Origin of the sequence: Sphingomonas faeni (assembly GCF_040407495.1) — a bacterium.
In the GTDB taxonomy this organism is placed as follows: Bacteria; Pseudomonadota; Alphaproteobacteria; order Sphingomonadales; family Sphingomonadaceae; genus Sphingomonas; species Sphingomonas faeni_D.
In genome coordinates this window covers 607957-631336 of the sequence record NZ_JAPZPP010000001.1, presented here as the reverse complement: position 1 = coordinate 631336, position 23380 = coordinate 607957, and the positions used below count along the sequence as shown (strand labels likewise).

22 protein-coding genes are annotated in these 23380 nt (G+C 65.2%); 10 read left to right on the top strand and 12 right to left on the bottom strand.

Annotated elements, in window-relative coordinates; translation table 11 throughout:
* Positions 1-19 precede the first annotated feature (19 nt).
* The 6 genes from O6W96_RS02990 (at position 20) to mazG (ending at position 5520) form a co-directional block, all read left to right on the top strand.
* A complete protein-coding gene (locus O6W96_RS02990) occupies positions 20-997 on the top strand; it encodes an AAA family ATPase (protein ID WP_353468174.1) in 978 nt (325 codons plus the stop codon).
* Positions 998-1047: 50 nt separating this feature from the next.
* Positions 1048-2595: a methionine--tRNA ligase gene (metG, locus tag O6W96_RS02985; protein ID WP_121885076.1), complete on the top strand. Its 1548-nt coding sequence runs from the start codon at positions 1048-1050 to the stop codon at positions 2593-2595.
* Positions 2595-3371, top strand: coding sequence for a TatD family hydrolase (locus O6W96_RS02980; protein WP_353468173.1), 777 nt, complete (start codon positions 2595-2597; stop codon positions 3369-3371). The genes metG and O6W96_RS02980 overlap by 1 nt, the downstream gene beginning before the upstream one ends.
* Positions 3368-4132 carry an MBL fold metallo-hydrolase gene (locus O6W96_RS02975; protein WP_353468172.1) on the top strand — a complete coding sequence of 255 codons (765 nt, stop codon included), beginning with the start codon at positions 3368-3370 and terminating at the stop codon, positions 4130-4132. The genes O6W96_RS02980 and O6W96_RS02975 overlap by 4 nt, the downstream gene beginning before the upstream one ends.
* The gene (locus O6W96_RS02970; RefSeq protein WP_353468171.1) at positions 4129-4716 is read left to right on the top strand and encodes a retropepsin-like aspartic protease family protein; all 588 of its coding nucleotides are present in this window, start codon (positions 4129-4131) and stop codon (positions 4714-4716) included. The genes O6W96_RS02975 and O6W96_RS02970 overlap by 4 nt, the downstream gene beginning before the upstream one ends.
* Before the next feature lie 69 nt (positions 4717-4785).
* Positions 4786-5520: a nucleoside triphosphate pyrophosphohydrolase gene (gene mazG / locus O6W96_RS02965; RefSeq protein WP_353468170.1), complete on the top strand. Its 735-nt coding sequence runs from the start codon at positions 4786-4788 to the stop codon at positions 5518-5520.
* Here mazG and hflX read toward each other — a convergent pair.
* The 7 genes from hflX to dusB form a co-directional block, all read right to left on the bottom strand.
* Complete coding sequence (hflX, locus tag O6W96_RS02960; protein ID WP_353468168.1) at positions 5501-6793, bottom strand: GTPase HflX; 1293 nt, start codon at positions 6791-6793, stop codon at positions 5501-5503. The genes mazG and hflX overlap by 20 nt on opposite strands.
* Positions 6790-7347: an RNA chaperone Hfq gene (gene hfq / locus O6W96_RS02955; RefSeq protein ID WP_435372183.1), complete on the bottom strand. Its 558-nt coding sequence runs from the start codon at positions 7345-7347 to the stop codon at positions 6790-6792. Before hfq ends, hflX begins: the two co-directional genes overlap by 4 nt.
* A gap of 88 nt (positions 7348-7435) precedes the next feature.
* Positions 7436-8812, bottom strand: a complete 1377-nt coding sequence (locus O6W96_RS02950; protein WP_353468166.1) for a sigma-54-dependent transcriptional regulator — start codon at positions 8810-8812, stop codon at positions 7436-7438.
* A gap of 4 nt (positions 8813-8816) precedes the next feature.
* Positions 8817-11087 carry a sensor histidine kinase gene (locus O6W96_RS02945; protein ID WP_353468165.1) on the bottom strand — a complete coding sequence of 757 codons (2271 nt, stop codon included), beginning with the start codon at positions 11085-11087 and terminating at the stop codon, positions 8817-8819.
* Between the two features lie 52 nt (positions 11088-11139).
* Positions 11140-12591: a nitrogen regulation protein NR(I) gene (gene ntrC / locus O6W96_RS02940; RefSeq protein ID WP_353468164.1), complete on the bottom strand. Its 1452-nt coding sequence runs from the start codon at positions 12589-12591 to the stop codon at positions 11140-11142.
* Entirely contained in the window at positions 12588-13652 is a 1065-nt protein-coding gene (locus O6W96_RS02935; protein ID WP_353468163.1) for a two-component system sensor histidine kinase NtrB, read from the bottom strand. The genes ntrC and O6W96_RS02935 overlap by 4 nt, the downstream gene beginning before the upstream one ends.
* On the bottom strand, positions 13639-14637 hold the full coding sequence (gene dusB, locus O6W96_RS02930; RefSeq protein WP_353468162.1) for a tRNA dihydrouridine synthase DusB: 999 nt from the start codon (positions 14635-14637) through the stop codon (positions 13639-13641). Before dusB ends, O6W96_RS02935 begins: the two co-directional genes overlap by 14 nt.
* A 91-nt stretch (positions 14638-14728) precedes the next feature.
* Here dusB and O6W96_RS02925 point away from each other — a divergent pair, with 91 nt between their 5' ends.
* Genes O6W96_RS02925 through O6W96_RS02915 form a run of 3 tightly spaced genes read left to right on the top strand, consistent with a single transcriptional unit; the run spans position 14729 to position 16913 of the window.
* Positions 14729-15877, top strand: coding sequence for a bifunctional 2-C-methyl-D-erythritol 4-phosphate cytidylyltransferase/2-C-methyl-D-erythritol 2,4-cyclodiphosphate synthase (locus tag O6W96_RS02925; RefSeq protein ID WP_353468161.1), 1149 nt, complete (start codon positions 14729-14731; stop codon positions 15875-15877).
* The gene (locus tag O6W96_RS02920) at positions 15874-16398 is read left to right on the top strand and encodes a hypothetical protein (protein WP_353468160.1); all 525 of its coding nucleotides are present in this window, start codon (positions 15874-15876) and stop codon (positions 16396-16398) included. Before O6W96_RS02925 ends, O6W96_RS02920 begins: the two co-directional genes overlap by 4 nt.
* Complete coding sequence (locus O6W96_RS02915) at positions 16398-16913, top strand: CinA family protein (RefSeq protein WP_056048893.1); 516 nt, start codon at positions 16398-16400, stop codon at positions 16911-16913. Before O6W96_RS02920 ends, O6W96_RS02915 begins: the two co-directional genes overlap by 1 nt.
* Here O6W96_RS02915 and O6W96_RS02910 read toward each other — a convergent pair.
* Positions 16859-17332 (bottom strand): type II toxin-antitoxin system RatA family toxin, encoded by a 474-nt coding sequence (locus tag O6W96_RS02910; RefSeq protein WP_056058737.1) that lies wholly within the window; start codon positions 17330-17332, stop codon positions 16859-16861. The genes O6W96_RS02915 and O6W96_RS02910 overlap by 55 nt on opposite strands.
* A complete protein-coding gene (gene lipA, locus O6W96_RS02905; RefSeq protein WP_060525484.1) occupies positions 17332-18258 on the bottom strand; it encodes a lipoyl synthase in 927 nt (308 codons plus the stop codon). Before lipA ends, O6W96_RS02910 begins: the two co-directional genes overlap by 1 nt.
* A gap of 174 nt (positions 18259-18432) precedes the next feature.
* Between lipA and O6W96_RS02900 the strand changes: the two genes are divergently transcribed.
* Positions 18433-19074, top strand: coding sequence for a carbonic anhydrase (locus tag O6W96_RS02900; protein ID WP_056058731.1), 642 nt, complete (start codon positions 18433-18435; stop codon positions 19072-19074).
* Positions 19075-19078: 4 nt separating this feature from the next.
* Here O6W96_RS02900 and O6W96_RS02895 read toward each other — a convergent pair whose 3' ends face one another.
* The 3 genes from O6W96_RS02895 to aspS form a co-directional block, all read right to left on the bottom strand.
* A complete protein-coding gene (locus tag O6W96_RS02895) occupies positions 19079-19855 on the bottom strand; it encodes a polyphosphate kinase 2 family protein (protein ID WP_353468159.1) in 777 nt (258 codons plus the stop codon).
* A complete protein-coding gene (locus O6W96_RS02890) occupies positions 19852-21252 on the bottom strand; it encodes an APC family permease (RefSeq protein WP_353468158.1) in 1401 nt (466 codons plus the stop codon). Before O6W96_RS02890 ends, O6W96_RS02895 begins: the two co-directional genes overlap by 4 nt.
* A 216-nt stretch (positions 21253-21468) precedes the next feature.
* Positions 21469-23292: an aspartate--tRNA ligase gene (gene aspS, locus O6W96_RS02885; RefSeq protein WP_353468157.1), complete on the bottom strand. Its 1824-nt coding sequence runs from the start codon at positions 23290-23292 to the stop codon at positions 21469-21471.
* Positions 23293-23380: the final 88 nt, after the last annotated feature.

Here is a 23380-nt window from a genome sequence, read left to right as displayed (position 1 = left end):
CGCCGACGGCGTTGCCGGCATGACGCCCATCATCGGCAACACCGCCGCGCAGGCTGCCTTCATGGCGGCGATGCGCGGCGGTTCGCTGCATCATGCCTGGCTGATCGCCGGACCGCAGGGCGTCGGCAAGGCGAGTTTCGCACGCGCCGCCGCTATGCGCATGCTGGCGGCTGCGGCCGACCCGCATGGCGGCTTGACCGACCTTGCGGTTCCCGAGGGAAACAGGACGCGGTCGCTCATGGAGGCCGGGTCGCATCCCGACTTCCGTGTGCTGGCGCGCCTGCCGAAGGATCCCGAGAAGCCCGACCAGGATCTCGCCCGTAGCATCACGATCGCGCAGGTCCGCACGCTGCAACCGTTGTTCGCGACCACGCCGTCGATGAGCCCCCGTCGCGTGGTCGTAATCGATGCGATCGACGATCTGGAGCGGGGCGGGGCGAATGCGTTGCTCAAGAACCTCGAGGAACCACCGGCGGGAACGATCTTCTTGCTCGTCAGCCATGCGCCGGGCCGGTTGCTCCCCACGATCCGCTCGCGCTGTCGTCTGCTGCGGTTCGAGGCGCTCTCGGACGGCGAGGTCGCGACCGCGATCCGGACGTTGCAGCCCGATGCGGACGAGAGCGAGGTCGCGGCGCTGGTTCATGCCAGCGACGGCGCACCCGGTCGCGCGCTCCGCTATGCCGGGCTCGACATCGCCGCGATCGACGATGCCATCGCCGCGATCGCGCAGGACGGCGACCGCGACAATGGACGCCGGCTGAAGCTCGCCAAGGCTCTGGGGCTCAAGGCCGCGCAACCCCGCTACGAGGCGTTCCTCGACCGGGCGCCCGCATTTATCGCCGACGCCGCCCGGACCCGGTCGGGGCCAGCACTGCGATCCGCACTCGACGCGCACGCCGCGGCGCGCGAACTCGCCGGCGCTGCGATTGGCCTGTCGCTCGATGCGCAGGCCACCGTGTTCGAGATGGCGGGGATCGTCGCGACATTGCGCCATTGATCCGCCCGCGCAGGCTTCACCTGCTCGGAGCGATGCTCTAGGAGCGCGGCATGGCCGACCCTTTCTATATCACCACCGCGATCCACTATCCCAATGGCCGTCCGCATATCGGCCATGCGTACGAGATGATTGCCGCCGACGCGATCGCGCGCTTCCAGCGTCAGGCGGGGCGTGACGTCCTGTTCCAGACCGGCACCGACGAACACGGTCTGAAGATGGTCCAGGCCGCGCGTGACCGCGATATGCCCGTGCGCGAACTTGCCAACGAAATGTCGTCGTATTTCCACGAGATGGCCGACCGTCTTGGCATCTCGTATGACCGTTTTATCCGCACCGTCGACGAGGATCACTACGCCGCGAGCGCCGCGATCTGGCAGGCGATGGCGGACGCAGGCGATCTGTATCTCGACCGCTATGAAGGCTGGTATTCGGTCCGCGACGAAGCGTTCTACGACGAGTCAGAGCTGACCGGGGAGGGCGATGATCGCCGCTCGCCGCAAGGCACGCCGGTCGAATGGACCGCGGAGGAGACCTGGTTCTTCCGCCTGTCGAAATATCAGCAGCCCTTGCTCGATCTCTTCGCCGCCAATCCCGATTTTATCCGTCCCGAAAGCCGTCGCAACGAGGTGATGCGCTTCGTCGAGGGTGGCCTGAAGGATCTGTCCGTCTCGCGTACCAGCTTCGACTGGGGCGTGCCGGTGCCGGGCAGCCCCGGCCACGTCATGTACGTGTGGGTCGATGCGCTCACCAATTACCTGACCGGGATCGGCTATCCCGACATGACCGGCGACAAGGCGAAATACTGGCCGGCGGATATCCATCTGATCGGCAAGGACATCGTCCGCTTCCACGCGGTCTATTGGCCCGCGTTCCTGCTCTCGGCGGGTATCCCGCTGCCCAAGAGCGTGTTCGGCCATGGCTTCCTGCTGACCCGCGGCGAGAAGATGTCGAAGTCGGTCGGCAACGTCGTCGATCCGATGGCGCTCGCGGATGCCTTCGGCGTCGATGCGTTGCGCTATTTCTTCCTTCGCGACGTAAGCTTCGGCCAGGATGGCAGCTACTCGCCCGAGGCGATCGTGACCCGCGTCAACGCCGAGCTGGCGAACAGCTTCGGCAACCTTGCGCAGCGGACATTGTCGTTCATCGCCAAGAACTTGGGCGGCGAGTTTCCCACGGCTGGTACGGTCCAGGATGCCGACGGGATACTGATCGAAGAGGTCGTTGTCGCCTGTGCAGGGTTCAAGTCCGCCTTCACCGATCTCGCGCTGTCGCAAGGCATCGAGGCGTGGATGCGCGGCGTGTTCGCGTGCAACCAGTATATCGACGCGCAGGCACCCTGGGCGCTGCGCAAGACCGATCCCGAGCGGATGAACGCGGTTCTCCGTACGCTGGTCCGCGCGATCCGCATGCTCGCGATCGCGATCCTGCCGGTAGTACCGGACTCCGCTGGGAAGGTGCTCGAGCAGATCGGCGCGACCGAGCGCGACCATGCCGCGATAGACGACGACGGCTGGTATGATCGTGTGGCCGCTTCCGACTTCCGGATCGCACCGCCGGCGCCCGTATTCCCGCGTCTCGAACTGCCTGCGGAGGCCTGATGCTCGCCGACAGCCATTGCCACCTGAACTACAAGGGCCTCGTCGAGGACCAGCAGGCGGTGCTCGCACGGGCTAGGGCGCGCGGCGTCACGGCGATGCTGAACATCTCGACGCGCGAAAGCGAATGGGACGATATCGTCGCCACCGCCGAGCGCGAGCCTGACGTGTGGGCGACGATCGGCATCCATCCGAACGAGGCTGACGTGTATCCCGACGTGGACGCCGCCAAGCTGATCGAGCGCGCACGGCATCCACGCGTGGTAGGGCTCGGCGAAAGCGGCCTCGACTATTTCCGCGACACCTCGGACCGCGCCCGCCAGCAGGCGAGCTTCCGCGCGCACATCGTCGCGTCGCGCGAGACCGGCCTGCCGATCGTCGTCCATACCCGCGATGCCGAGGACGATACCGCGGCGATCATGGCCGAGGAGATGGGGAAGGGGGCCTATCCCGGGGTCATCCACTGCTTCACGGCGAGCGGAGCTTTCGCCGACAAGGCGTTGAATATGGGGCTTTATATCTCCATTTCGGGGATCGTGACGTTCAAGAACGCGCGTGATCTGCAGGAAACTGCCGCACGGCTGCCGATCGAGCGCTTGCTGATCGAGACCGATGCGCCATTCCTCGCGCCGGTGCCGCATCGGGGCAAGACCGGGGAGCCCGGCTTCGTCGCCGACACGGCGCAGTTCTTGGCCGACCTGCGCGGAGAAAATGTCGAAGAGTTATCGCGTCGTACGGCCGAAAACTTCCACACGCTGTTCGGCAAAACGCGGGCATGAAGATCACGATTCTCGGCTCCGGCACATCCTCCGGCGTGCCGAGGATCGGCAACGACTGGGGCGAATGCGACCCGACCGAACCACGCAACCGCCGCACCCGTGCCTCCGCAATCGTCGAACATGACGGCACGCGGATCCTGATCGATACCAGCCCCGACATGCGTGAGCAGTTGCTGGCGGTCGACGTCGACCGGGTCGACGCGGTGATCTGGACGCATGATCACGCCGACCACTGCCACGGCATCGACGATCTGCGGCAGCTCTTCCATGCGACTGGCGCGCCCGTGCGAGGGTATGCGCGACCGTTCACGCTGGCAGCGTTGGATGCACGGTTCACCTATGCCTTCCACGGCCGAACTGGCTATCCGCCGACGATCGCGGCCGAGGTGCTGCCGGATCGGCTGACGATCGGCGGAATCGACATTCATGTGACCGACCAACCGCATGGCAACATTCACGCCGCGGGCCTCCGGTTCGAAGCGGACGGCGTTGCTGTGGGATATGCGACGGATTTCCACGTGATGACCGACGACATGGCCAGCATCTACCGGGATCTGGACATATGGGTCGTCGATGCTTTGCGCCGGCGCCCGCATCCAACGCATATGGAATTGCCAGCCGTACTCAACTGGGTCGAACGACTGGGACCGAAGCGGACCGCGTTGATCCATATGGACAATTCGATGGATTACGCGACATTGCTTCGAGAACTGCCGGCTGGGGTCGAACCGGGCTATGACGGGCTCGTGCTGACCGCATGACCGGTGACCGCGCCGCCCAGTTCGCGCTGTACGCGGTAATGCTGATCCTGCCGCTGTCTGCGCTGGTAGCACGCCGGTTGCCGCTTAAACCCGTGCTGAAGATGACATTGGCGTGGGTCGCGATCTTTATCGTCGGTTTGCTCATCGCAAGCCAGCGGGACCGATTTTCCGGGCTGAAGACCATGTTTGCGGACCAGCAGGTCAGCGGCACGGAAACGCGGATCCGGATGGCGGAGGACGGCCATTTCTGGGCCAATGTCGATATCGATGGCGTGCGGCGTCGGATGCTGATCGATAGCGGCGCGACGACGACCGCGCTGTCGGCGTCCACCGCGAAGGCTGCGGGACTCGATAGCAATGAAAGTCCGTTCCCGGTTATGATCTCGACCGCCAATGGCGATGTATCGGCCCGGACCGCAACCGCCAGGCGCGTGACGGTCGGCACGATCACCGCGACCGATCTCGGGATCGTTACGTCACCGTCGTTCGGAGACACGGACGTGATCGGCATGAACTTCCTGTCGAAGCTGGGTTCGTGGCGGGTGGAGAATATGACCCTCATTCTCACGCCGATATCAACGTAGATTTAACATAATGTATATTATCGATCTGAACAATGGGGTTGGATCGAACGGTAGTTATGGGTGCCCCTTATGATCGAACGGCTAACTTCAATCATGGCGCGGTTGCGTGATCCAGTCGACGGATGCGAATGGGACCGCGTTCAGACCTGGTCGACGATCGCGCCGTACACGATCGAGGAAGCGTACGAAGTTGCGGACGCGATCACGCGCAACGATCCCACCGATCTCAAGGACGAGCTTGGCGACCTGTTGCTTCAGGTCGTGTTCCACAGTCGTATCGCCGAGGAGTCCGGCGCGTTCACGCTTGCGGACGTCGTCACCGCGATCAGCGACAAGATGGAACGCCGCCATCCGCACATCTTCGGCGACGCCGCGCGCGCGACGGGTTGGGAAACGATCAAGGCAGCCGAGCGCGCGGAGAAGTCCGACCCGAGCGCACTGGCCGGGGTCGCGATCAATCTGCCCGCCCTGTCCCGCGCCGAAAAACTCCAAAAACGTGCCGCACGCGTCGGGTTCGATTGGCCCGATGCCGCAGGGCCCCTTAGTAAAGTTATCGAGGAAACCGAAGAGGTTCGTGAGGCGAGCTCAGACACCGTGGCAGAAGAAATCGGTGACCTCCTATTCGCGGTGACGAACTGGGCGCGCCATCTCGGCGTAGATCCGGAGGCTGCCCTGCGCGCCGGCAATGCCAAGTTCGAGGCACGCTTCAGGGCGATCGAGGCCGATGGCGGCGACGCCTTCGCCGCCATGACGCTCGATCAGAAAGAGGCCCTGTGGCAGGCGGTCAAACGTCGCGGCGGATAAACCGGTCATAGTCGGTTTCCGACAACCTGACATCGTAGGTCGTGTCGAGGTCGTCGTTCACGCTGCCCAGGACCTCACCATGCGCGTGCAGCCACGCCGCGCCGGCGCCATCGCTGGCCTCGATCGTGATGCTGTAGCGTCGGTGGGCACCGGTCAGATTGGCCGCCACCTGTTCGACGAGATGCTGCACCCCTTCCCCGCTCAGCGCTGAGATCGCAACGACGTCGGTCCGGTGCGCCGCCTGCGCGGCAACCTCGTCATGCGTATCGGCATCGAGCAGATCGAGCTTGTTCCAGACCTCAAACCGCGGCGTGTTGTCATCGACGCCGATTTCAGCGAGCACCGCCTCGACATCGGTGCGCTGTGCCTCCGTGTCCGGGTGCGCGATGTCGCGGATGTGTATGAGAAGATCCGCCGATACGACCTCTTCCAGCGTTGCCTTGAACGCCGCAACCAATTGGGTCGGCAGGTCGGACACGAAGCCGACCGTGTCGGACAGGATCGCCTTGTCGATCCCCGGCAGCTGGATCTGCCGCAACGTGGGATCGAGCGTCGCAAACAGCAGATCCTCTGCCATGACGTCGGCACCGGTCAGTCTGTTGAAGAGCGTGGACTTTCCGGCGTTGGTGTAGCCGACAAGTGCAATCACCGGCCACGGTGCGCGTTGACGGCGTTCGCGATGAAGGCCGCGGGTGCGACTGACCTGCTCGAGTTCACGCTTCAGTCGCGCCATCCGGTCGCGGATCAGGCGGCGATCGGCCTCGATCTGCGTTTCACCCGGACCGCCGAGGAAGCCGAAGCCGCCACGCTGACGTTCGAGATGGGTCCAGCTCCGGACCAGCCGGCCCGCCTGATAATCGAGATGCGCCAGTTCGACCTGCAACCGACCTTCGGCGGTCGCCGCGCGCTCGCCGAAAATCTCGAGGATCAGGCCAGTACGATCGATGACCTTGGTTTCCAGCGCTTTCTCAAGGTTACGCTGCTGGATCGGGGTAAGGCTGGCATCGAATACGACGAGCCCCGCCTCCTCCATCCGCACCTGCGTCGCCAGCAGCTCGACCTGACCGCTGCCGATCAGCGTTGCCGGTTTGGGCTGTCGTACGCGGTAGGCTATCCGCTCGACGACCTCGACGCCGATGGCGGCGGCGAGACCTGCGGTTTCCTCCAGGCGTGCATCGACGTCGCGCGACGCATTGCCATGATCGGGCAATACGACGATCGCGCGCGTACCACGGGTGAACTCATCCCGATCGCGTTCGAAACCGCTACTCAATCGTCATCGTCCGCGTCATCCGTGTCGGTGGGCTCTTCGGCAAGGTTCAGCGGGCGCGCCGGCTGGATCGTCGAGACGGCGTGCTTGTAGACGAGTTGCGCCATGTCCTCGCGCTGAAGCAACATGCAGAACAGGTCGAAACCGGCGATCTGGCCCTGCAGCATGACGCCGTTGATCAGGAACATCGTCACGCTGTCTTCGGACTTCCGCACTGCGTTGAGGAAGATATCCTGCAACAACGGGTGCTTCTTCTGGTTCTCTCCGACCGCGTCGACGATCGTCGACACGTCCATCGGCCCGGCGGGCATGATCGTCGAGATCGCATGCTTGTAGATCAGCTGCGACTGACCATCGCGACGGAGCAGCACGGAGAAATTATCGAACCACGTGACGATGCCCTGAAGCTTCACGCCTTTGACGAGGAACATCGTGACTGGCGTCTTGGAGCGCCGGAGTGCGTTCAGGAAGAGGTCCTGAAGCGAGCCTGGTTTATCGGCCAATGGGATAACCCTTTGTTTTTGGCGGGACTTTGCCCGCAAGGCGCTGTTTCCCAGCGTCGGAGATGCACACGGTTACCGTGCGCCATGTGTGATCTATGATCGATGCGCCCGTAGTTCCAGAGGGCGCAGGGATTGCGGGCCGTTATTCGTCGCGCGTTTCCGTGATCCCGAGCAGCTTGAGTTTGCGATGGAGCGCCGACCGCTCCATGCCGATAAAGCTGGCAGTGCGGGAGATGTTGCCCGAAAAGCGCCGGATCTGGACCCGCAGATATTCGCGTTCGAACGTCTCGCGAGCCTCTCTCAGCGGCGATCCCATTATGGCCGTGCCGCCCGCCGCGCCCATGTCGCCCTGCTCGCCGAGCACTTCGGCAGGCAGCAGGTCGATGTCGATCCGGCCGATGCGATCGCCAGGCGCGAGGATGATCGTCCGCTCGACGACGTTCCGCAACTGACGGACATTGCCAGGCCAGTCGTAGGATTGCAGCGCGACCATCGCATCGGGTGCGATTTCCGGCGTCGGCACGCGGCGCTCCGAGGCGTAATGCGCGATGAAGTGCTGGACGAGCGCGGGAATGTCCTCGCGGCGATCGGACAGCGGCGGGATCGTCACGGGCACGACATTGAGACGATAATACAGGTCCTCGCGGAACCGGCCCTCGGCGATTTCGAACACCAGGTCGCGCGCCGTCGCCGAGACGACGCGAACGTCGACCTTCACCACCCGCGTGCCACCAACCCGCGTGAAGCTCTGGTCGGTCAGCGCGCGGAGAATCCGCGCCTGCGTCGTGATCGGCATGTCGGCGATCTCGTCGAGGAACAATGTGCCGCCATGCGCCTGCTCGAACAGGCCGGGCCGGACCAGATCGCCTGCCTCCTCGACACCGAACAATTCCTCGTCGACCCGCTCGGGTGTCATCCGCGCGGCGCTGACGACGATGAACGGCGCATCGGTGCGCTGGCTCCAGCCGTGCAGCAATCGCGCAGCCACTTCCTTGCCGACGCCCGCGCCGCCCATGACGAGGACGCGACTACCCGTCGCCGCAACCCGCTTCAGCGTCGCGCGAACGCCGTTGATCGCACCCGAACTGCCGGTGAGATCAGTCTCTCGACCAACTGTAGCGCGCAACGTCGCCACTTCGCGCCGAAGCCGTTCCGTTTCGGTCGCGCGTGCCACCATGAGTAGCAGGCGCTCGGCCTCGAACGGCTTTTCGATGAAGTCGGACGCGCCACGCCGGATCGCAGCAACTGCGGTGTCGAGGTTGCCGTGGCCGGAGATGACCAGCACCGGGATCGACGGATCGCGGCGCTTGATTTCATCGAGCAGTTCGAGCCCGTCGAGCCGCGAGCCTTGCAGCCAGACGTCGAGCAGCACGAGCGACGGACGCCGCGCAGCGATCGCCTCCAGCGCGGAATCACTGTCGCCAGCGTCGCGCGTGTCATACCCTTCGTCCTCCAGGACGCCGGCAACCAGTTCGCGAATGTCACGTTCGTCGTCCACGACGAGAATATCGAGCGCCATCAAATCATGTCCGGTTGCGAGTCATGGTGGCGAGTTGGCCGTCCCCTACCCCTTGGGGTATCGGCCCTCTTGCGTCGAGCCCCCCTTGGTCCAGGTCTCCCTGGCCGAGTACGGCCAAGGCCCTGGTGTCGAAGATCATGGTGACGAGCGTACCGCCACCCGGCCGATCGGAGAAGCCGATCGTGCCACAATGTTCCTCGATGATCTTCTTGACGATGGCAAGCCCGAGGCCGGTGCCGCGCGCGCGCGTCGTCACATAAGGCTCCATGATCCGATCACGATCGGCGGGCAGACCGATCCCGGTATCCGCGACGGCTATGGTCACGCTCCGACCTGGTTCCTGGCTGAGCGTCATCGTCACCGATCCGTTGGGTTCGCCACGCGATTCAACAGCTTCGACCGCGTTCTTGACAATGTTCGTGAGCGCCTGGCCGATCTGGCGACGATCGCAGAAGAGTGCGAGCCCGGGGTCGTCGTTGACGAGGTGGAAACCGATCGCCGGATGCGCCACCTCATGAAGGAACAGCGCCTGGCGGGCGGCGTCGACCAAGGATTCCTCCCGGAAGACGGGCTTGGGCATGCGCGCGAACGACGAAAATTCGTCGACCATCCGGCGCAGGTCACCGACCTGGCGAATGATCGTGTCGGTCAGCCGTGAAAACGTGCCGTCCTGCATCTCTGTCTTTGCGCCGTAGCGCCGTTGCAGGCGTTCTGCGGCAAGCTGGATCGGCGTCAGCGGGTTCTTGATCTCGTGAGCGATCCGCCGAGCGACGTCGGACCATGCGGCGCGGCGCTGGTCGAGCAGTTGCTGGGTGATATCGTCGAACGTAAGGATCGGACCGGTCGCCGGGCGCGCGATGCGGACCGCCAGCGTGCGGACATCGCCACCCTGCCCGACCTCGACAATCGCTTCGCGGTCGCCACCGTCGAGCATGGCGTCGAGCTCGGGGGCGACATCGACCAGCTTGCGTCCAACGAGACCGCCGGCATCCGCGCCGAGCAATGTGACCGCGGAATCATTGGCGATCGTGATCGTGCGTTCGCGCCCGGTTGCAACGACGCCTGCCGACACGCCGGCCATCACCGCTTCGATCAGCGCGCGGCGGTTTTCAAGTTGGCCGTTGGCGGTGACGAGTGCGGTATTCTGCTCTTCGAGTTGCCCCGTCATCTGGTTGAACGCGTTAGCGAGCGTGCCGACCTCATCGCGACTGCGCGAGTCCGGTACGCGGGCAGTGAGGTCGCCCCCAGCGACACGTCGCGCGGCATCGACCAGTTCGCCGACCGGGCGGACAAGGCGATCGGCCACCGCGAGCGCGATCCAGACCGCGATGCCGACGATCAGCAGCGAGATAACCAGCAGAGCGGCGTTGAAGCGCAACTGAAGGCTCCGCGATCGCGCCAGCAGCGAGCGATAGCTGGTCAGCACCTCGTTCGCGCGGATCGTCTGGCCGGAGAGAAGCTTCGTGTCTTCGACGCGTCCGGCATACAGAAACAGCTCGTCGGAGCCGGGTAATAGCGTAATCGTCTGGATCCGGTCACCGGTGACCGCGACGACCGCCGACTTGCCGGCGCGCAACTGGGCGAGCGCCTGGGGAGTCACCTGGCGCGCAAAGTCTATCTTGTACGGATCGACCACCGCGAAGGTCTGAATCTCGTTCTGCGGGGTGACCTTGAACAAGGCTGCTTCGGACAGGCTGCGATAATAGACCTGCTGCAAAAAATATCCCGAGAAATCGGGGCTCTGCAGCGACTTCGCATCAAGATACCCGGACATGTCGGCCGCCATCGTCACGGTGGCCTCTTCCCAGCGGCTCAGCTGACGCGCGTAGGAGGATTGTGCGAGCGCAGTCGCGTTCTCGAGCATTCCGCGCGCCTGGTCCGAGTACCAGAACTGGACGCCGTACTGGAAAAGCAACGACGCGAAGATCGTCACCAACAGCATCGGCACCGCGGCAACCACCGAGAACAACGCGACGAGGCGAACGTGCAGCCGCCCGCCGCCGCCGACCGGCGAGCGCGCCGCACGCCGCATCGCAACGCGACGCCCGAGCAGCATCAGCAGCGCGATCCCCGGAACGAGGTTGGCAACCAACAGCAGAGCGACCAGCGGCGGAGGGATTAGGCGCTGCGGGGCGTCGGTCCCGGTAATCACGAAGTAGCTTGCAACACCGATCGCTATGGCAACGGCGAGAACGAGCGCCTCGACCACAGGCGTCACCGCGAACCGGCGTGCGGGCCCGTCATCATCCATCGGTAGCGTCGCGGAAGCGATCATCGTTGCCCCAATACAACGTCAACCGTTGCCGGGAAACCACATAATGATAAAGTCAGCGACGTTCCGCCTCGTCGCCGCGCTGCGTATCTACACCGTTGTCGATGTCGATCCCCAGCGTGTCGAGCCGTTTGCGTAGCGTATTGCGGTTGATGCCTAGCGCGCGGGCCGCGCGGAGCTGATTCTGGCCGTGGCGCGCGAGCATCACCTCGATCAGCGGCCGTTCGACCTCGCCGATGACCCGATCGTACAAGGTGCCATCATCGAGCGCAGCGGGGTCCTGGCGCGCGATCCGCTCGATCATCGCGCGGACCGCCTGCGCGATGTCGATATCGGGCGCCTCGCTCGCATCGACCTGCGTGCCGAGCATCGTCCGGATCGCCTCGGCGTCGATCACCTCGTCGCGTGCAAGAACCGCGAGCCGGCGCATGAGGTTCTCGAGCTCGCGAACGTTGCCGGGCCATGCGTGTGCGCCGAGTGCTGTGATCGCATCGGTGGCAAGCTGGCGGCGCGGCAAGCCCTGGATCGCGGCGTGATCGAGGAAGTGGCGCGCGAGCAAGGCAATATCCTGGCGGCGTTCGCGCAGCACGGGCAGCGCAATCGGCACGACGTTCAGGCGGTAGAACAGGTCTTCGCGAAACTGGCCGGTGGCGACCTGCGCGGACAGGTCGCGATTGGTGGCGGCAACGATGCGGACGTCGACGCGGATCGTCCGGGCGCCACCGACGCTGGTGAACTCGCCCGACTGGAGCACGCGGAGCAGGCGGGTCTGCGCCTCCATCGGCATGTCGCCGATCTCGTCGAGGAACAGCGTGCCACCCGACGCCTGCTCGAACCGGCCCGCATTGCGCGTCGCGGCGCCGGTGAAGGCACCGCGTTCGTGCCCGAACAGCTCGGCCTCGATCAAATCACGCGGGATCGCCGCCATGTTGATCGCGACGAACGGGGCTGCGCTACGCGGGCCCAGATCGTGGATAGCGCGCGCGACCAGTTCCTTACCGGTGCCCGATTCGCCCGAGATCAGTACGGTCAGGTCGTTCGAGACGACGCGCGCGATGATCCGGTACACGTCCTGCATCGCCGCCGAGCGACCGATCAGCGGGAGCGCGCGGTCCTCGTCGTGGAGCGCCTCGTCCGACACCATGCCGCCGCGCGCGAGGGCGCCGGTCACCGCGCTGGTCAGCACGTCGAGATCGAACGGCTTCGGCAGATATTCGTACGCGCCGACTTCCGCCGCGCGGACCGCGGTAGTCAGCGTATTCTGCGCCGATAGGACGATGATCGGCAGCAGGGGGAAGCGCGAGGCGACGCTGCGGACATGATCGATGCCGTCGCCGTCGGGAAGTATCACGTCGGTGATCAGCACGTCGGGGACCGACAAGGCGAGCGCGCGTTCGAGCTGGGCGAGACTGTCGGCGACGGTAACATCATGCCCCGCCCGGCGAAGCGCCTGCGCGACGACGGTGCGGATCGCGGCATCGTCATCGACGACCAGGACGGTGCTCATGATGCCGCTCTCGGAAGTAACAGGCGGAGGACGGTCATTTCCGGCGTACCTTCCCGGGCGTATTGGACGATGCCGCCCATGTCTCGGGTGAGCTTGTCGACGAGCGCGAGACCAAGCCCCTGCCCTTCGCGACGACCCGACACGAACGGATCGAACAGGTGATCGGCGATGTCGGCAGGCGCGCCGGGGCCGTTGTCGAAGATGCAGATCTCGATCGGCAGCGGTACGCGGGGCTTGCCCGGTGCGGCGCTGACGGTGATGCCGTGACGGTAAGCGGTCGTCATCACGAGCCGCGGTTCGCGTTCGTTTCTAACGGCTTCGCGCGCGTTCTTGAGCAGGTTTATGACGATCTGAAGCAGCGCATCGCGGTTGATCTGCGCCGGCGGGAGTGAAGGATCGAAGCGTTCCTCGATCGCGATGCCGCGTGCGAACCCGGCAAGCGCGAGACGGCGGGCATGACCCAGGAGCGGATAGATGTTCTCGCTGGCGAGCGGCAGGGGCCGGGTGTCGCTGAAGTCCTGCATGCGGTCGATCAGCGCGGCAATGCGGTCGACCTCCGTGACGATCAGCGTCGTCAGTTCGCCCGCGCCGAGCAACTGCGCGGCACCGCGGATGCCGGATAGCGGGTTCTTGATCTCGTGGGCGAGCATCGCGGCCGCACCAACCGCCGCTCTCGCCCCGGCAGCACGATCTGCTGAATGCCCCAGTCGCCGAGACGTCGCCGCGGCGTGGAGCGTGATAGCTCGCCAGCCGGGATAGTCGGCGATCTGCGTCTCGGCGAAATCGACGCGGAACTTCACGCCGCGTGCAGTCGATATCTCGGTGTCGTAGACCGCCAGACCGTGACCGTCGCGGTTACGCGGATCGTCGGGCGGCGGGATGATCGCATCGAGCGGTTGGCCGATCATCAACCGCTCGGAGAGGTTCAGCAATTGCTCGGCGAGCGCGTTGGCATGCGCGACGCGGTGGCCTGGATCGACGACGACGACCGCGACCGGGAGTGCGGCGAACAGCTCCGCAAAGCCTGGCCGCCCCCGGGATTGCGTATCAGGCCGCTGCAAGTTCGCGCCAGGGAGCGTAGAACTCGGCCAGCATCGCCTTGACCTGCTTGGGATCGGGGACCTGGTTGACCTTGTTGCGGAACTCGGCCGAGCCGGGGAGGCCCTTGGTGTACCAGCCGATGTGCTTTCGCGCCATGTTGACGCCGGTCTCGATCCCGTAATGTTCGAGCATAGCCTCGTAATGCCCTGCGATCGCGTCATATTGCTCGGTGATCGACGGGTCTTCGATGCGACGGCCGGTGGCGAACCATTCCATCACTTGGCCAAGCACCCACGGGCGGCCATAGCTACCGCGACCGATCATCAGGCCATCGGCGCCGGACTGGTCCATCGCCGCTTCGGCGTCCTCGATCGTGCAGATGTCGCCGTTGACGATCACCGGCACGCCCACCGCGTCCTTGACCTTCCGGACGAAGCCCCAGTCGGCGCTGCCCTTGTACATCTGGTTGCGCGTGCGGCCGTGGACGGTGATCAGCTTGATGCCGAGGTCTTCGGCGATGCGCGCGAGGTCGGGGGCGTTGAGGCTGTCGTGGCACCAGCCCATCCGCATCTTGAGCGTCACCGGCACGTCGACCGCCTTGACCGTCGCCTCGATGATCGCGCTGGCGAGCTTGGTGTCGCGCATCAGCGCCGAGCCCGCATCGCCGTTGACGACTTTGCGTACCGGACAGCCCATGTTGATGTCGATGATCGCCGCGCCGCGATCCTGGCTGAGCTTGGCGGCTTCGCCCATCTCGTACGGCGTGCAGCCGATCAGCTGCATCGACACCGGCTCCTCGAGCCGGTCCCATGCCGCCTTCTGCAACGACTGGCGCGTCTCGCGGATTGCGGCCTGGCTCGCCACCATCTCGGTGACGTTGAGGCCCGAGCCATAGCGTCGCACGAGCGTGCGGAACGGCATGTCGGTGACGCCGGTCATCGGCGCGAGCACGACGGGGCTTTCGATCCGGACGGGACCGATCTGGATGGGGGATAGATTACGCATGAATGTGCCTGAAAAAGAGGCATCCTCCTACCCTGCCCCGCCGATTCAGGCAAGGCTGGCGAGCGCACGGGCGACGCGCTAGGTGGCAGGCATGGCATCAGCACAGCGCATCGTCGCGATCATCGTCGCCGCCGGAACTGGCGCGCGCGCGGGTGGATCGGTTCCGAAGCAGTTCGCGCGGATCGCTGGTCAGCCGATGATCGCCTATTCGCACGACGCGTTCGTGACGCATCCGGCGATCGCCGAAACGATCGTTGTCGTCGCCGAGGGCCAGCAGGGTTTGGCGACCGCAGCATTGGGGCACGCGGCGATCGTGGTTGGCGGTGCGACGCGCCGCGAGTCGGTTACCAACGGCCTCGCGGCGGTCGGTGATGCGACGCATGTGCTGATCCACGACGCCGCCCGCCCCTTCCTGTCGCATGCCGTCATCGATTCGCTCGTCGCCGCCTTGAAGACCAGGGACGCGGCCATTCCGGTGCTGCCGGTGATCGATACGTTGGCGCGGGGCAGCGTCCTGCTCGGCGACATCGTGCCTCGCGCGGACCTCAACCGGGTGCAGACCCCCCAGGCATTTGCGGTGGAGGCCCTGCGCGCCGCGCATGCGGTCTGGCCTGCCGATGAAGAGGCGACTGACGATGCGCAGATGGTGCGACGGCTTGGCGTCGGCGTCGCGTTGGTGCAGGGCTCGGCGATGCTCGAGAAAGTCACGCACCCAGAAGATTTCGCGGCCGCCGAAGCGCGTGTCGCGTACGAAACCCGCACCGCGATGGGCTTCGACGTCCACCGCCTCGAAGTCGGCGAGGAGCTCTGGCTGGGCGGCGTGCTGATCCCGCACGACAAGGGGTTGTCGGGGCATAGCGACGCCGACGTCGCGCTCCACGCGCTGACCGACGCGTTGCTCGGGACGATCGCAGCGGGCGATATCGGCACGCATTTCCCGCCGAGCGACCCGCAGTGGAAGGGCGCCGACTCCGCGCAGTTCCTCCAGCATGCCGCCAAGCTGATCGCCGACAAGCGCGGCCGGATCGATTTTGTCGACCTGACGATCATGTGCGAGGTGCCGAAGATCGGCCCGCATCGCGCGGCGATGACCGCGCGGATCGCCGACCTGCTCGGGCTCACGCTCGACCGGGTCAGCGTCAAGGCGACGACGACCGAGCGTCTCGGCTTCACCGGCCGCGGCGAAGGCATTGCTGCGCAGGCGGTCGCGACTATTCGGCTGCCCGGATCGCCGCTTTGAAGATCGCGGCAGCGCTTGCCGGGATCGCCCTCCTCGCCAGCCCGGCAGTGGCGCAACCGCGCTGCATCACCGGGCCCGAGGCCGAATCGCTGACGCTCGTCGCGATGCCCGACATCCTGCGCGAAACCGGGCGCGTCTGTGCGGCGCAGCTTCCCGCTGCCAGCCTGATCCGGCGCCAGTCGAGTGCGCTGATCGACCGGTATCAGGTCGAGTCCGACCGGGCCTGGCCGGCGGCGCGCGCGGCGATCGTCAAGCTCAGCGATCCCGCCGTGGACGCGCTGCTCGATTCGGAGTTTGCGCGACCGTTGCTGACGACGCTGCTCGTGCCGCAGATCGTCGGGCGGATCGCCACGCGCGATTGCGGGACGATCGACCGGATGGTGACGCTGCTCCAGCCCTTGCCACCGCGCAACACGGCGGGCATCGTCGTCGAGACGTTGCGGTACCTGAAATCCCAGAAGTCGCGCAGCGGTGATATCGCCGCGGTGCCGATGCTGCTCTGCCCGGTGGAGACTCGCTGATGGATACGATCCTTCCCGCCGAACTGGTCGACGCCGCACGCAAAGTGGTCGAGCAGAACCGGGCGATCGGCCGCCGTGTCGCGGTCGCCGAGAGCTGCACCGGCGGACTTGTCGCTGCCGCATTGACCGAGATTCCCGGTTCGTCGGACGTGTTCGAGGTTGGTTTCGTCACCTACTCGAACGCCGCCAAGCTCGGCGTGCTAAAGATCAGTTCGGATGTGCTGGAGACGTTCGGCGCAGTCTCGATCGCGGTCGCCTGGAGCATGGCGCAGGCCGCGCTGAAGCAGTCGGGTGCGGATATCGCGGTTGCAATCACTGGCGTCGCCGGGCCGGGAGGCGGTTCGCTCAAGAAGCCGGTCGGCACCGTGGTGTTCGGTCGCGCTGAGAAGGGTCGCGACCCTTCTGACGTCCACGCTGATCGCAAGGATTTCGGCGATCTCGGCCGCGGCGGGATACGGCTTCAGGCCGCGTTATGCGCGCTCGAACTCTTGTTGCCGGACGCTTCGGCCCCGTAAAGCTCGGCGGCACGGGTCTCGAACGCACCGATCATCTTCCGCAGTGCAGCGCCGAATACCTGCCCGGCGATCATCTCGAACATCCGGTTCTTGAACGCGAAATCGACGGTGAAGTCGACCGCGCAGCCCTGCGGCTCTGGGCGGAAGTGCCATTCGTTGCGCAGATACTTGAGCGGACCATCGACGTAATCGACGGTGAGTTCGCTCGGGCGCACCTTCTCAACCCGCGACGTGAACGTCTCGCGCAGGCCCTTGAAGCCGACGATCATGTCGGCGAGCGTCTCCGTCTCGCTGTTCGAGCGCACGCGCATCGCACTGACCCAGGGCAGGAACTCGGCGTAGCGACCGACATCGGCGACCAGGTCGAACATCTGCTCAGGCGTGTAGGGCAAATGGCGCGTTTCCGAATGCTTCGGCATCAGATGCGCGCGACGCCCAGCTTGGCATCGCGGTTTTCGCGCAACCGCTCGAAGTCATCCCCAGCATGATAACTCGACCGCGTCAGCGGCGACGATGCGACCAGCAGGAACCCCTTCGCGCGCGCGATCGAGGCATAGGCATCGAACGCCTTGGGCGGCACGAACTCGGCAACCTTGGCATGGCGCGGCGTCGGCTGCAGATACTGGCCCATCGTCAGGAAATCGATGTCGGCGCAGCGCATGTCGTCCATCACCTGATGGATCTCGAGACGCTCCTCGCCGAGCCCGAGCATAACGCCCGACTTGGTGAAGATCGACGGATCGTGGCGCTTGACGCTCTCCAGCAATCGCAGCGACGCGTAGTAGCGCGCACCTGGGCGGATCGTCGGATACAGCCGCGGCACCGTCTCGAGATTGTGATTGTAGACGTCGGGACGCGCCTCGACGATCGACTCGATCGCAGCCTGCGCCTTGTTGCGGAAGTCGGGCGTGAGGATCTCGATCGTCGTCGTCGGGTTCGACGCGCGGATCGCCTGGATGACCTTTACGAATTGCGACGCGCCGCCATCGGGGAGATCGTCGCGATCGACCGAGGTGATGACGATGTGGTTGAGGCCCATCTGCGCGGCCGCATCGGCCACGTTCTGCGGCTCCATCCGATCGACCGCGCGTGGCATGCCGGTCTTGACGTTGCAGAACGCGCACGCCCGCGTGCAGGTGTCGCCGAGGATCATGACCGTCGCGTGCTTCTTCGACCAGCATTCGCCGATGTTGGGGCATGCCGCCTCTTCGCAGACGGTGGTGAGGCTTTTCGAGCGCATCAGTTCCCGCGTTTTCGCGAAGCCAGCGGAGGTCGGCGCCTTGACGCGGATCCAGTCGGGCTTGCGCGCACGGACCGGCGCAGCCATCGGGGTCATGTCGTTCATGCACGCCAGATAGCCCCGCCCTGCGGTTGAGACAATGGCGGCGCATGCCATCTGCGGGTTGGAACAGCCGGAAGAACCGGATAAAATCATGGAACCAGTTTAAACATGACAAGTTTGTCATGTTGCATCGCAAACTGATATGGAAGGCTAACCGTGCCAACTCACTTTCCGGAAATGATCGAAGGCTATTACCGCTTCAAGGACGGTCCCTGGGAGGAGCAGCGCGAGCGCTGGAAGGAATTGCAGGATGGCCAGAGCCCGAAAGTGATGATCATCGCCTGTTCGGACAGCCGCGTCGAACCCGCGCAGATTTTCGACACGCTGCCGGGCGAAGTGTTCGTCGTCCGCAACGTCGCCAACCTAGTGCCGCCCTACGAGACCGGTGGCGGCCATCACGGCGTGTCGGCGGCGATCGAGTTCGCCGTCACGCAGCTGAAGGTCGAAGAGATCGTCGTGATGGGCCATGAGAAGTGCGGCGGCTGCAAGGCCGCGCTGACCCAGGCCTTTGCCGACGCAGACCATGGCGCAGGTGGGTTCGTGTCCGACTGGGTCAGCCTGCTCGACGGCGCGCGCGAGAAGGTCGTTGCGAAATACGGCGACAGCGAAGAGGCTGGTCGCGAGATGGAGCTCGAGTCCGTCCGCACCTCGATCGCCAATCTGCGCACCTTCCCGTTCGTCAGAAGGGCCGAGGCCGCCGGTACGCTGGCGCTGCGCGGTGCCTATTTCGGCATCGACAAGGGCCAGATGCTGCTGCTCAACGAGGATGACGAGTTCATCCAGGCCGAGGCAGCAGAAGCCAAATCCGCGAAGGCCTAACGGGTCAGCGAAGGCCTAACGCCTTCTCCGCCACGCGCTTGACCTTCGGGTCGAGCGGTGGCGGCACCATCGATACGCCGGATTCGAGGCGGTCCGCGATCAGAGTCAGCGCTGCGATCCGGGCCGCCTTCTTGTCGTTGCCGTCGATCACGGTCCAAGGTGCAGTCGCGGTGTCGGTGCGCGCGAACATCTCGGCCATCGCCTCCAGATACTCCTCGCGCCGCGACCGGTTGTGGAAATCGTCGAGCCCGGTCTTCCAGTGCTTCCACGGATCGTCCAGCCGCGCCTTCAATCGCCGGTCCTGCTCCTTCTGCGTGGTGTGGATGAACAGCTTGATCAGCGTCGTGCCGCTCTCGACCTGCTGCGCCTCGAACGCGTTGATCTCGTCGTAACCGTGACGCCATTCGGTCTCACTGGCGAACCCCTCGACGCGCTCGACCAGGACACGACCGTACCAGCTGCGGTCGAACACCGCGATGTTGCCGTTCGCGGGCAGACGGTTCCAGAAGCGCCAGAGGAAATGATGCGCCTTCTCGTCCGCGGTCGGCGCCGAGATCGGCCAGACCTTGTAGTTGCGCGGGTCCCATTCGGCCGACAGGCGCTGAATGATGCCGCCCTTCCCCGCTGCGTCCCAGCCTTCGAACATCACGATCGCGCGCGTACCGCCGACGATGTGCGCGACCTGGATATGCTCGAGGCGCTTTTGCAGCGCGGCGAGGTCGTGCTTGTACTTGCCGTCGTATTCGTCGCCGTCTTCGTAGTCGGCCAGGTGTATCGTCATGCATCGCGCTCCGTCGCAAGGGTCGGGATCTGAACGTTCCAGGCGCCCCGTCGGCGCAGGATGAACCAATAATAGGCGATCGACAGCAGGATCTGCGCAGCCGTCATGATCAAACCGGGGCGGCCCTCCTCGAGATCGAGCCAACTCGTCCAGCAGACATAGCCGAGCGCGAGCAACGTTACGATGGGGGCGAGGGGGTAGAGCGGCATCTGGTAGGGTGCGTGGGCGGTCTTGCCGGTACGTCTGCCGACCATCGCCGCGACGCAGATGCCCGCATAGATCGCGACGAGTCCCGTGCCGCTGAGCACGAGCAGTAACTGGAGCGGCAGGAAGCACGCGATGATGCCGAACCCGCCGACCAGCAGCGTGCCGACCCAGGGCGAGCCGAACTTCGGGTGGACCTGCATCATCCATCGGTCGAGCGGGCGGCCCCAGCTTCCGTCGCGCGCGGTGCCGTAGAAGAAGCGCGCGCAGGCGAGAATGCAGGCGATCACCGCGTTGACGATCGCGACGACGACGCCGATCGAGATCCAGTTTGCCATCGTGGTGCCGCTGCGGAGGGTGACGAGGAGGCCGAACGGATCGTCGGCGGTAAGCGTGGCGTGGAGATCCGGCGCGCCGACCAGAACCGCGACGATCGGAATACCCTCGAACAGCAACGTCAGCGCGAGCGACGCCATGATCGCGCGCGCGATCAGCCGGGGGGCGTCGAGCATCTCCTCACCGAAATAGACAGCGGCGCCGTAGCCGTTGAGCGCGAAGATCGCGATCGAGGTGGCGAGGCCGATCGAGGCGGCGGACGCGGGGACGAGATTGGCGGCTTGCGGCATTACCGGGTGGAGGAGCAGGTCGCCGATCGGGCGGACGGTATCGGCGAACCCGAGCCAGACGACCGCGACGATCGCCAGCATCTCGACCAGCAGGAAGAGGCCGGTGAGCCAGGCGTTCACCTTGATCTGGAGGATCGCGACGAGCGTCGACGCTGCGACCACGGCGATCGCGACGGGGATTTGCGGCAGGCCAGGGACCAAAGTGCCGAGCACTGCGCTGACGCCGAGACCTGCGACCGGCGGGAAGAGCAGGTTGTTGAAGACGTTGACGCCGAGCATGACGAATCCCGCCATCGGCCCGAGCGTGTGTGCGACCGCGACATACTCGCCGCCCGCGACCGGCCATGCGGAGGAGAGCTCGGCATAGACGAATGCGGTGGCGACGCACACGAGTCCGGCGAGCAGCGTTGCCCACACCGCACCGGTACCGGCGACCTGGAGCATGCCGGGAACGATGACGAACACCGACGATGCCGGGGTAGCGACGGAGAGGGTGAGGAACAGGACGCCCATTACGCCGAGGCTGCGGACGAGGCTTGGCGCCGGTGTCATCTGATCGTCGCGCATGCCAACCCCTTATCGTGCAGAGGTATTTACATGGTTGAGGGGGTTGAGGAAGCGTGGGACGTCTTTCCCTCGCCCCTTCGGGGAGAGGGAGGGGCCCGTTCGCGCTTGCGGGCGGGATGGTGAGGGGACGTTGGCGCAAACCAACCTCCCCTCACCCTCCCGTCGCCAAGCGGCTCCTCCTTCCCTCTCCCCGTAGGGGCGAGGGACAGAGAGAAGTCATCCAGCGCTCGGCGCGACCATTTTCGTCGCGTCCTTAGGACCATCGACCGTCAGGCGGATGTTGAGTTCCCTCAACTGCTTGGCGCTGACCGGGCTCGGTGCGCCCATCATCAGATCCTCAGCCTTCTGGTTCATCGGGAACAGCACGACCTCGCGGATGTTCGGTTCGCCCGCGAGCAGCATCACCATCCGGTCGATCCCCGGTGCCGAGCCACCATGCGGCGGTGCGCCGACCTTGAACGCGTTGATCATGCCTGCGAAGTTCGTGTCGACGTCGGCCTGCGTGTAGCCGGCGATCTCGAACGCCTTGTACATGATCTCCGGACGATGGTTCCGGATCGCGCCCGACGACAGCTCGACGCCGTTGCAGACGATATCATACTGATAGGCGAGGATATCGAGCGGGTCCTTGTTTTCCAGCGCATCCATCTCGCCCTGCGGCATCGAGAATGGGTTGTGGCTGAAATCGACCTTCTTCGCGTCCTCGTCATATTCGAACATCGGGAAGTCGACGATCCAGCAGAACTCGAACCGGTTGTCGTCGATCAGGCCGAGGTCGGCGCCGATCCGCGCCCGCGCGGCGCCCGCCAGCTTCGAGGCGGGCAGTTCCTTACCGGCGGCGAAGAAGATGCCGTCGTTCGGGCCGAGGCCCATCTCGGCGATCAGCTTCCGGGTCGCCTCCTCGCCGTGGTTCTTGGCGATCGGGCCGCCGAGTTCGCCGTTCTTCTGCGTGATGTAGCCGAGCCCGGCATGACCCTCGGCGCGCGCCCAGTCGTTCATGTCGGTGAAGAACTTGCGGCTCTTGTCGGCGGTGTTCGGCGCGGGGATCGCACGGACCACGTCACCCCCGGCGACGATGCCGGCGAACAGGCCGAAGCCCGAGTCGACGAAGTGATGGCCGACGTCGTGGATCAGGATCGGGTTGCGCAGGTCGGGCTTGTCGCTGCCGTACTTAAGCATCGATTCGCGGTAGGGAATGCGCTTGAACGGAAGCGCCGATACCTGGCGACCCTTACCCTGCCAGTCGGCGAACTCCTCGAACACGCCGTGCAGGACGGGCTCGATCGCATTGAACACGTCGTCCTGCGTGACGAAGCTCATCTCGAAATCGAGCTGGTAGAATTCGCCCGGCGAGCGATCGGCGCGTGCGTCCTCGTCGCGGAAGCACGGCGCGATCTGGAAATAGCGGTCAAAGCCGGCGACCATCAGCAGCTGCTTGAACATCTGCGGTGCCTGCGGGAGCGCGTAGAACTTGCCCGGATGGACGCGGCTCGGGACCAGATAATCGCGCGCGCCCTCGGGTGACGACGCGGTGAGGATCGGCGTCTGGAATTCGGTGAAGCCCTGCGAATTCATGCGGTTGCGCAGCGACGTGATCACCTGGCTGCGGAGCATGATGTTCGCGTGGAGCCGCTCGCGACGCAGATCGAGATAGCGGTACCGAAGCCGGATATCCTCGGGATACTCGGCCTCACCCGCGACCGGCATAGGCAGCTCGCCTGCCATCGACTGGACGGTGGCGGCGGTCGCACGGATCTCGATCCCGCCGGTCGGCAGGTTCGGGTTCACGGCTTCGGGCGCACGTGCGGTCACCTTGCCGGTGATCGTCACCACGCTCTCGCTCTTCAGGCCTTCGATGACCTTGAACACCGGGCCGCTGACGTCGGTGACGATCTGCGTGATGCCGTAGTGATCGCGCAGATCGATGAAGACGAGGTCGCCGTGATCGCGCTTCTTGTGGACCCAGCCGGAGACGCGAACCTCTTCGCCGACCTGTTCGGGGCGGAGGGCGGCGCAGTTGTGGGTGCGATAGGCGTGCATGATGGGTCTTCTCGGACGATAAACAGGTGGTCCGCGCTTCCCTTCCCTTCCGGGCTTTGTCAACCCGAACGAGGCTCGCTATGGACGG